Annotated in this window: 6 protein-coding genes and 1 pseudogene; 1 reads left to right on the top strand and 6 read right to left on the bottom strand. The window is 67.4% G+C overall.

All coding sequences use genetic code 11. The annotated features are described in order from the left end of the window. The 6 genes from ABD191_RS28245 to ABD191_RS28220 all read right to left on the bottom strand — a co-directional run. The coding region (locus ABD191_RS28245; protein ID WP_344088796.1) for an endo-1,4-beta-xylanase at window positions 1-2,086 on the bottom strand (2,086 nt) is incomplete at its 3' end. A 516-nt stretch (window positions 2,087-2,602) separates the two neighbouring features. Then, on the bottom strand, window positions 2,603-3,769 hold the full coding sequence (locus ABD191_RS28240; protein WP_344088793.1) for an alkaline phosphatase PhoX: 1,167 nt from the start codon (window positions 3,767-3,769) through the stop codon (window positions 2,603-2,605). Between the two features lie 97 nt (window positions 3,770-3,866). Continuing rightward, entirely contained in the window at window positions 3,867-4,475 is a 609-nt protein-coding gene (locus tag ABD191_RS28235) for a hypothetical protein (protein WP_344088791.1), read from the bottom strand. A gap of 95 nt (window positions 4,476-4,570) precedes the next feature. Further along, entirely contained in the window at window positions 4,571-5,665 is a 1,095-nt protein-coding gene (locus ABD191_RS28230; RefSeq protein ID WP_425560901.1) for a lytic polysaccharide monooxygenase auxiliary activity family 9 protein, read from the bottom strand. Between the two features lie 256 nt (window positions 5,666-5,921). Next, window positions 5,922-7,295 (bottom strand): permease prefix domain 1-containing protein, encoded by a 1,374-nt coding sequence (locus ABD191_RS28225; RefSeq protein ID WP_344088786.1) that lies wholly within the window; start codon window positions 7,293-7,295, stop codon window positions 5,922-5,924. Further along, window positions 7,292-7,666: a PadR family transcriptional regulator gene (locus tag ABD191_RS28220; RefSeq protein WP_344088783.1), complete on the bottom strand. Its 375-nt coding sequence runs from the start codon at window positions 7,664-7,666 to the stop codon at window positions 7,292-7,294. Before ABD191_RS28220 ends, ABD191_RS28225 begins: the two co-directional genes overlap by 4 nt. Before the next feature lie 359 nt (window positions 7,667-8,025). On the opposite strand from ABD191_RS28220, the pseudogene ABD191_RS28215 reads away from it, so the two are divergent. Further along, window positions 8,026-8,263 (top strand): annotated as a pseudogene (locus ABD191_RS28215) (glycoside hydrolase family 11 protein); the annotation flags it as partial.

The raw sequence follows: 8,263 nt of genomic DNA, 5'->3' as shown, positions 1-8,263 counted from the left end.
ACTTCGGGTTCGCCAGCACACCACTCGACGACCACCGGTACGACGAGGGCAGCGAACAGTTCTGACCCGACGTCGTCACCGGAGCGGACGTCACCGGCGGACGCGTGGTCACCACCGGACCGGACGTGACCACGTTGGAGGTAACCGGGGCCGAGGTGACCGGGTTGGAGGTAATCGGGCCCGATCCGTTGCACGCCACGCCGTTGAGCGCGAAGTTGGTCGGCACCGGGTTGGAGCCGTTCCACGTGCCGTTGAATCCGAACGACGTGTTACCACCGGTCGGCAGCGACCCGTTGTACTCGGCGTTGGTGACCGTGACCTGCGACCCGGACTGGCTGACCGACCCGTTCCACAGTTGACTGATGGTCTGCCCGGCCCCGAAGGTCCAGGTCAACCGCCAGCTGGAGATCGCGGCGCCGTTGTTGGTGATGCTCACGTTAGCGCCGAAGCCGCCCGTCCACTGGTTGGTGATGCTGTAGACGACCTGGCACGTGGGGTTGCCGGGCTCCTGGCTGACCGGTGCCGACGTCTGCGCGCCGGACGTCGCCAAACCGGAGGTCGGGGCAGCCGACGTCGGGGCAGCCGACGTCGGGGAGGTCGACGTGGGCGAGGCGGTGTGGCTGAACTGCTGGTTGGGCTGGCCGTGGCAGTCGTACACCTGGACCTGTGCCCCGTTGGCGGTGCTCCACACGTCGAGGCAGCGTCCCGACTCGGCGCTGGTGATGGTTCCGTTGCTGTTCAGGTTCCACTGCTGGCTGGCCTGCCCGTTGCAGGCGTCGATCTGGACCGCGGAGGCGTTCGCCGAACCGGCGGCGCTCAGGCACATGTTGCCGTACACCACGAGTTGCTTACTGGACGTGTAGGTCCAACGCTGGTTGGTCTGACCGTTGCAGTCGTACAGCGCCACGCGTGTGCCACTGGCGGTCGACTCGTTGGGCACATCGATGCAGCGCCCCGACTGGGCTCCGACGATGGGACCGGTGACGCCCACGATCGGGCTGTTCGGTGCCGACGTGGTGGGTGCGGCACTGGTCGGGACCGGCGTGGCCGCGTTGAGGGCGTTCAGCGTCGACGTGTAGGCGGCCTTCTTGTTGCCCGAGCCGTCGAACAACAGCGGGGTACCCGAGGCACGCCACGAGTCCGTGTCCCGCACGCCCCACACCGTGATGCCCTTGCAGGCGGGCACGGCGAGGCAGTCGTTGACCACGTTCGCGTACGTGTTGGCCTGCGTTGTCCCCGAGCCCTCGATGTCGAGCTCGGTGATCTGCACCTCCACACCCAGCGCGGCGAAGCTCGACAGCGTGGTGCGGTAGTTCGAGTTGTACGCCGAACCGGAGTTGAAGTGCGACTGGAAGCCCACGCAGTCGATCGGCACGCCACGGGACTTGAAGTCACGGACCATGTTGTAGACGCCCTGCGTCTTGGCCCACGTCCAGTTGTCCGTGTTGTAGTCGTTGTAGCACAGCTTCGCGGCCGGGTCGGCCGCCCGCGCGGTACGGAACGCGACCTCGATCCAGTCGTTACCCGTGCGCTGCAGGTTGGAGTCGCGACGCCCGCCGCTGCTCCCGTCGGCGAAGGCCTCGTTGACGACGTCCCAGGCGTAGATCTTGCCCTTGTAGTGGGACATGACCCCGTTGATGTGGTCGATCATCGCCTGCCGCAGGGTCGAACCCGACAGGTTCTCCATATACCCCTGCTGGGCGTGCCACGCCAACGTGTGCCCACGCACCCGCTTGCCGTTCTGCACGGCCCAGTTGTAGATCCGGTCCCCGTTGGTGAAGGTGAAATTACCACGGCTGGGCTCCGTGGCGTCGATCTTCATCTCGTTCTCGGCCGTGATCATGTTGAACTCACGGTTGGCGATGTTCATGTACGTCGAATCGCCCATCCGGCTCGCCGAGATGGCGGTACCGAAGTAACGACCCGACTGCGCGGCAGCCGCGCCGAGCGTGCTCTCGGCGGCGGAGGCCGTCGATGCCACCACGAACGTGGTGACGGCCACGCCCGCGACGGTGGCCACGACCAAGGCGGTGCGCGCCGCCTTGTTCGCGCGTAGCCGCGCTAGCCGGGGTGGTCTCTCGATCATGTGCGGTTGCCTTTCTGGGAATCGGACGGGACTGAAGGTCAGCGAACGTACGGACCGTCGCCCTCGGCCGTCGGAACGTCGTCCGGACGGCAGGCCAGCGAGGACCGCGGTAACGGGCCAAACGCGTTGTTAACGTTCATCTGGCGTCGCGTGCTGCACGCCGTTGAACGCCAGCGGCCGAGGCGACGTCGACTGGTGGACCCAGGGTGGTCGCGCGTGCGGCCACGGCTCTGCCCGATGAGCCGCTCCGCATCAACCGCATCAACACGTACTGATGTATTGACTGGTCTTCGAAAATTAACCCCGCATTGCAGCCATGTCAACGCGGCATCGAGGCACGTCAGAGCATGACCATCGAAGTGGGTCGCCGATAACGGATTTTGGAGAGAGATCTGGCGCCATGACGTACGCGAGGTCGACAGATTTCTGTTATGCGCTCCGCGACCGGGTGATGGCACGGCGCTGCACCGGTTGTGGCGGCGGCGGGGTTGCCCCGCCGCCGCCACGCTGCACCGGTCAGGTGCGGAACGGACCCGTCACGCAGTACGTGATGCCTCCCGTGCCCTGAGAGGCTCCGGACGTGCCACGTTGCGAGGAGAAGTAGAGCCGGTTGCCCGCCGGAGTGAACGCCGGGCCGGTGATCTCCGACCCGCTCTGCCCGTTGACACGCAGGAACACCGAGATCTTGTCGTCCGGCGTGATCAGGCAGATCTCCATGTTGCCGCCGTCCTCAGCAACGTAGAGGTCCCCGAAGGTGGAGCCGGTGATGTTGTCCACGCCGGTCAGCGGCGCCGTGCCCGGGCTCACGAGGTTGTCGTCGTACGCCAGCTCGTACGTGTTGTTGAGCAGGTTCACCTGCCACACCCGGTTGTCACCCTTCGTGGTGAACCAGACGGTGTCGTTCGCGTAGTGGCAGCCCTCGCCGCCGTTGAACGCCTTGGCCCCCGATACCTGGTTGCGTGTCACCGTGGGCGAGCCGTCCGGGTCGGGCACGGTGGCCCAGGTGAACGAGCCGGACGTGCCGGTGCCGGCCACCATCACCTGGAGCGTCCCCGATGACAGGTCGCCCCACGTCGACGGCACAAAGCGGTAGAACCTGCCGTCCGTCTCGTCCTCGGTCAGGTAGATCACCCGGCGGACCGGGTCGGCGGCGGCCGCCTCGTGCTTGAACCGACCCATCGCCGGTCGGACCACGGCGGTGCCGCCGAGTGGGTACGTCTCCCAGACCCGGCCCAGGCTGATCTCCTCACAGGACAGCCACGTGTTCCAGGGGGTTCTGCCGCCGGCGCAGTTGCTGTTCGTACCGGACAGGATGCGCGAGGCGCCCACGACGGCGCCACTGGCGTTGAACACGATCCGCGACGCGCCGCCGCCCGCGGAGGCGCTGGTCTCGGAATTGGACACGTAGATCCAGCCGGTGCCGTTAGGGAACACCGCGCCCCCGTCCGGGGCGTTGTGCCACCGGTACGACGTGCCCGGCACCGTCTGACCGGAGCGGGCAACGATCTGGCTGGTGAAGCCGGCGGGTAACTGGATGCCGTTGGCGTCGGCCGCGAGCAGCGGCCCGTACGGGCCGGTGGCGTTCTGGGCGGGAGCGGCATAGGCCGCTGGCCACGCGGTGAACGGTAGTGCCATCACACCCATTCCGAGCACGGTGGCACGCAGCATGTTACGTCGGTCCATGAAACCTCCTCGCCACGAATGTTCGGCGAGGGGGTCTACGGGGAGCTGGCGGCGCGTCGTCCGGGAGGTGAACTCCGCGAGCCGGCCCGGTGCACGGTCAGCGCGGCGGGTTTGACGCCTTGAAGGCGGCCCAGAACTCGGCGACGCTCCTGTCGAAGCGGGTACGCAGGTCGGCCAGCGCGTCCGGGTTGATGGTCGCGGCCAGGGCCTTCTCCTGGTACTCGGCGGGGATCGCCGCCCGAACCCGGTCGGGGTAGTCCGCGCCCTGCTGGAGCACGACCGTCACGACCGGGGGTTGGCCCCACGTGGCGACCAACGGCCCGGAGGTCTTCACGGCGTAGTCGAACGGCCGGCCGTTGTCGGAGACGGCGCACTGGTGGTTGGCGTAGACCTTGCGCAGGTCACGGGCGTCCTTCGCGTCGGCGGGCTCGAAGCCGAGCACCTCCACGGCGCAGAGCACCTTGGTGCTGCCGTAGACGTCGCCGTGCCCGTGGTTCGCGTGATCGGCCGGCGTCGCCTGCTCCAGGGACGTGGTCAGCTGGGTGACGACGGCGGCGCGCAGCTGCTCGGGCGTCGTGCCCGACCCGCTGGCGAACGACCGGACGAGGACGAACGCGAGGGCGGCGGTGGCGAGGATAGCCACCACGGTTACGACATCGCGTGCACGGCTACGCCGCTGCGGCGCCGCCTCGACATCCATCGTCATGGGTGGATAGTGGCACAGCTATAGGCACCGACCAATACCGAACATGGCCGTGGGGGCCCGGGCATCTGCCCAGACCCCCACGGGTGCTAGCTGAATCAGGTGGCAGAGCAGGTGAGCGTGGGAGTTCCGTTCGAGCCGCTGTAGGTGGCGTTGAACCCGAAACTTGTGCTCTGGCCGGCGCTGAGTCGACCGTTGTAGCTCACGTTCGTCGCGGTCACGGACGAGCCACTCGACGTCACGGTGGCGTTCCACGCTTGCGAGATCGTCTGGCCGTTGGGCCAGGTCCACTTGACGGTCCAGCCGTTGATCGAGGCGTTTCCGGCAGTGACGGTCACGTTCGCGCCGAAGCCGTTGCCCCAGTCGCTGGACTTCGTGTACGTGGCCGAGCAGCCGCCCGTGCCCGAGCCACCGGTGGTGACCGGAGCACTGGTGACCGGAGCGCTGGTGACCGGGCCGCGGGTGGTGACCGGAGCGCTGGTGACCGGGCCGCGGGTGGTGACCGGAGCGCTCGTGACGGTCCCGCCGCCACCGAAGATCACGTCACTGCAGAGGAAGTACGGCTGGTCCAGGTGGCTGGCCTGCCAGATGGTGTAGACCACGTGCCGGCCGGTACGGCTGCCCGCGTTCACCTGGGCCTCGTAGAGACCCGTGGTCGGGTAGGAGCCCGTCCGCAGGACGAGGTCGAGGCTGCCCCACGTGAGCGGCTGGGTCGTGGGGTCGAAGCCCTGCTTGGTGATGTAGATCAGCAGGTAGTCGGCGCCGTGCTTCGCGGAGTCGGTGAGGGTGAGCGTGAAGTTGTTCGGCATCTGCTTCGCGGTCCACGCGCCGACGGCGTCGAGGGAGGCGTACAGCCCGTTCTGGGTGCGGCCACCGCTGCACAGCTGACCGTCGGGGATGTTGGCCTGGAAGTTACCGCCGAGGTTCTCCTTGAACAGGCCGTTCCAGTTCCACATGGTCTGGGGGTTGGCCTGGAAGGCCTGCCAGCACATCGGGTCCAAGGTGGCCATCTGGGGGTTCAGGTGGTCGGAGCCCCACCGCTCCCAACAGCCGTAGTTCCGCGTGGGCGGGTTGGTGACGGACCCGTGCGCGGACGCCGAGTCGGGCTTGCTGATGATGACGAGCGCGAAGGCGGCGATCAGGACGGCTACCGTCGCGATCATGAGCCGACTGGCCCTTGAAGCGATTGACATTGATTTCTCCAGCGGAGTGGTGGATCGTCGACCTCGCGTGGCGGCTCGAAACAGCTCCGGCACGTCGGGACCACGTGATGTCGACAAGGTCAGTACGCGATGGCGCTGTGCGCGCCACGCGTCGCCGAACGGCTCCCGAGGCGATGGTAACGATTTTAGCGATGTTTGTGAATATGTATCTGTTTCGTAGCCTGACGGGCACAGACAGCGAAGGCGGCGCCCCCGTGTGGGGGCGCCGCCTCTCGTACGGCCTCGGTCAGAGGTAGTCGAACAGCGGGGGGAAGATCAGGACGACGATCCACGCCCACGCCGCGTACACCGGGAGGTAGCCGGTCTGCCAGCGCTCGAGCGCCGCGAACGGCACCCGCCGCCGGACGAATCCGAACACCAGCCAGGCGGACCAGGCGAGGTTGGCCAGCAGGATGACGTTGGTGCCCAGGGCCGCCATCTTGTTGGGGGTCGTGCCGAACTCCGAGATCCGTCCGGTGATCTCCAGCAGCACGAGCAGGTCGATGAGCAGCGCGCTGGCCACGAGGCCGAGCTGGAGCTTGTCGAACAGGCCCGGCGGAGCCAGCGGATCGCGGGCCGAGATGGAGTAGAGCAGCAGGCCCAGCACCACGACGAGCAGCAGGTTGAACAGGATCAGCACCTCCCGCTCCACGTCGAGGGCGCCACTGGTCACGCCGAAGGCCACCAGCAGGGCCAGCAGCACCGCGGTGAACAGCGGGGTGAACAGGCGGGCGAGCACCGGGGCGATGTTCTCGATGACGCCCTGCTTGGCCTCCACGAGCCAGCCGGCCACCACCACGGCAGCGAGCGCACCGCAGGGCAGCAGCCACTGCGACACGAAAACCTCGGGATTGAGCCCCATGGCCTCGAACGTGCCGAACATCAGCCCGATCAGGACCCCGCCGCCCAGGGCCATGAGGACGAAGTAGATGGCCCATTCGCCCGTGAAGCGGATGAAGTCCATGCGTCGGCGCGAGGAGCGCAGGTTGTCGGCCACGTAGGCCACGCCGACCACAAGCCACAGCGCGATGGGCAGGTGGATGCCGGTCAACACGGCGGACTGGGAGTCGTCGTCGAGCGGGTAGACGTTCGCCCCGACGGCGCCGAGAGCGAACAACGCCGCGATAACCCCGAGGACCCCCGGCCTCGCCTGACGGCGCCAGGCGAGGAAGGCCGCCAGCCACGGCAGCGCGAGCAGGGCGATGTTGCGCCCGTAGAAGCCGGCGTCCCCGTCGAGGGACACCCCGAACAGCTCCGGCACCTTGATCGAGATGGCGGCGCCCGCCGCGCACGCGACCATCGCGACTAGGTCGCGCCGGGCCTTGGGGTCGGCCGCCGGACCAGCGGCCTCGCCGGTCAGCACCAGCTGCTTCCACAGCCGCTCGGAGTGCTCGCGGGCGAACTCCCGGGACAGGTCGTCCAGGCTGCCCATGCGCTTGACCGCCACGAGGAACGCCTCGTCCGCGCGCAGGCCGACCCCGATGAGTTCGTCGACCGAACCGCGCAGGTGATCCTCGAGCTCTTCGGCGTCGGCGGGCTGAAGCTCACGGCGACGTCGCACGTACTCCCGCCACTGGGCGAACTGGGCCTCCAGTTCGTCCGGCACATCTGGCGCCGTCATGCCCACACCTCCACCGGAATAGATGTCAACGGCCGGGTGTCGCCGGGACCCAGCCAGATCTCTTTGAGCGTGTCCACGACGGTGTCCCACTGGCGGCGCTGTTCGGCGAGCTCCGCCAGGCCCTGATCGGTGATGCGGTAGTACTTGCGCCGCCGCTCCCCGGTGACCGACCGCCAGCTCGACTCCACGTAGCCGAGGCGCTCAAGCCGGTGCAGCAACGGGTAGAGCAGGCCCTCGGTCCAGTCCAGCTCGCCGCCCGACAGGTCGTAAATGCGCCGGAGGATGGCGTAGCCGTAGCTCTCCCCCTCCGCCAGGATGCCGAGCACCATCGGCGTCGCGGAGGCGGCGACGAGGTCCTTGGTGACCCGCACGGTTCCTCCAATACCTAATGCTGAAATGCATAGTAGTTCTAGGTATCTACCTCCACAAGGCACCCTCCGTAGCCGGCTGACCGCGCCTGGTTTCGGGCAGCTATCGGAAACTATCGGTACTTTCGATGGAAACGATTCCTTCGAAAGTTCGAATAGTTTCCATACCGCCGCAGGTCATTGCCCCGACAACCGACCGCAGCGGCCGATCTGGCCACACAGCTTCGGAAATCCGCCGTTGACAGCGACAAACCAGCGATCAAAAGCTATGGCCACTTTCGCGGCTGTCGGCCCGGCGTGAGACTCCCGCGCCGCCACCCCGGCCTACAGGCGCGCCAGCTTCACAAGGAGGAAGCGCACCCATGACCGACGCCCCCGTCCACCCGCCCCGCGGCAAACGTCGCCGGCTCAGAATGCTGATCGCCGGCGCCAGCGCCGCCGCGTTGGCCGTGACCGGCACCATCCTGGCCACCAACGCCTACGCCGATGCCGACCGCACCCTCACCGCCAACGAAACCGGTTACCACAACGGGTTCTTCTTCTCCTACTGGAAGGACACCGGCAACGTCACCATGCGACTCGGTGCCGGCGGTAACTACA

The organism is Luedemannella helvata (assembly GCF_039528415.1).
In the GTDB taxonomy this organism is placed as follows: domain Bacteria; phylum Actinomycetota; class Actinomycetes; order Mycobacteriales; family Micromonosporaceae; genus Luedemannella; species Luedemannella helvata.
This window is presented reverse-complemented; position numbering and strand designations above follow the sequence as displayed.

What these genes read in the sequence shown, in the direction of transcription:
- ABD191_RS28240 (WP_344088793.1), bottom strand. Translation starts at nt 3,769, where the DNA reads ATGGACCGACGTAACATGCTGCGTGCCACCGTGCTCGGAATGGGTGTG.
- ABD191_RS28235 (WP_344088791.1), bottom strand. Translation starts at nt 4,475, where the DNA reads ATGACGATGGATGTCGAGGCGGCGCCGCAGCGGCGTAGCCGTGCACGC.
- ABD191_RS28230 (WP_425560901.1), bottom strand. Translation starts at nt 5,665, where the DNA reads ATGTCAATCGCTTCAAGGGCCAGTCGGCTCATGATCGCGACGGTAGCC.
- ABD191_RS28225 (WP_344088786.1), bottom strand. Translation starts at nt 7,295, where the DNA reads ATGACGGCGCCAGATGTGCCGGACGAACTGGAGGCCCAGTTCGCCCAG.